This is a genomic window from Agrococcus sp. Ld7, assembly GCF_045064095.1.
Classification (GTDB): Bacteria; Actinomycetota; Actinomycetes; order Actinomycetales; family Microbacteriaceae; genus Agrococcus.
Genome location: NZ_JBISGY010000004.1, coordinates 1 through 1,293 on the forward strand (window position 1 = coordinate 1; position 1,293 = coordinate 1,293).

Annotated in this window: 1 protein-coding gene; it reads right to left on the reverse strand. The window is 68.0% G+C overall.

What is annotated here, in order from left to right; translation table 11 throughout:
- Nucleotides 1–7: 7 nt before the first annotated feature.
- Entirely contained in the window at nucleotides 8–1,246 is a 1,239-nt protein-coding gene (locus ACJJVL_RS01860) for an IS30 family transposase (RefSeq protein WP_405216409.1), read from the reverse strand.
- Between the last annotated feature and the right edge of the window lie 47 nt (nucleotides 1,247–1,293).

The following is a 1,293-nucleotide window of genomic DNA, read 5'->3' on the forward strand; positions in this document are numbered from 1 at the left end:
GGCGGTGTCAAGTGGTGAGTGCGTGGTGATGGATGAGTTGGTTGAGGTGTTCGGCTGGGGTGGCCCAGTCGAGGGTCATGCGGGGGCGGATGTTGAGCAGGTGCTGGGTGCGCTCGATGTCGTCATCGCCGATCGTCCGGAAGTCGGTGCCCTTGGGGTAGAAGTCGCGGATCAGGCCGTTGGTGTTCTCGTTCGTGCCGCGCTGCCAGGGGCTATGGGGGTCGCAGAAGAACACGTCGATGTTGCTGACGATGGTGAGGCGGGCGTGTTCGGACATCTCAGATCCCTGGTCCCAGGTCAGGCTCCGGCGCAGGTCTCGGGGCAGGAAGCTGACCATCGTGATCAGTGCCTCGACGACGGTCGGGCTGTCGTAGCCGAGCGCCAGCCGGCGGATCAGCGTGAACCTGGACTGCCGTTCGGCGAGGGTAATCAGCGCCGATTTGTGGTCAGCGCCGATGACCAGATCGCCCTCCCAGTGACCGGGCACGGCCCGGTCCTCGACCTCCGCCGGCCGGGTCGAGATGTGGTGGCCCTCCAGCCACGGCCGAGTGCTGCGCGGCGGCAGTTTCGAGGCCGGGATGCGGGAGGTGCGACCCGAGCGCAGCGCCTTCGCGACCTTCAGCTCCTGCCGCAGCGAGCCGCGACCTTGGACGTAGATGGCCTGGTAGATCGTCTCGTGACTCACTCGCATATCGTCCCGCGCCGGGAACGCTTTGCGCAGGTCGTGGCTGACCTGCATGGGCGAGAACTTGTCATTCAGCCGCGCGACCACTGCCGCGCGCAGCTCGCCCGGATCGAGCTTCGAGGCCTTCGGCCGGGCCCGCGCCCGATCCGCACGAGCCTGCGCGGGGCGTGCCCAGTAGCGGCCGTCTTCGTTCGCGCCCCGCGCGATCTCGCGCGCGATGCTCGTGGCGACCACCCCGATGCGGGCCGCGATCTTCGGCACGCTCCAGCCCTGCTCCAGCCCGAGCTGGATCACGGTCCGGTCGTGGCCGTCGAGCCGGTTCCCGTTCGAGCCCGGTCGGCGCGACGCATCACCGGCCGGATCCGGATCCAGCGCCACCGTCGGAGGACCGAAGCCGCCGTAGCGGCCCTGCTTGATCGTCATGCGGTTCAGTCTGATCGCGCGCGTGACCGTCTGCGTCGAAGCGAGCATGCGCCGCGCCACTTCCTCGATCGTCACGCCACGGCCGTACATCAGCAACACCTCGGCCTCGTCATCGACCGTCCATCTACGCCAGACCATCTGCAGCCCCCTTCTCGAGCACTGCACTCATCGTCTGACGCTGCCTT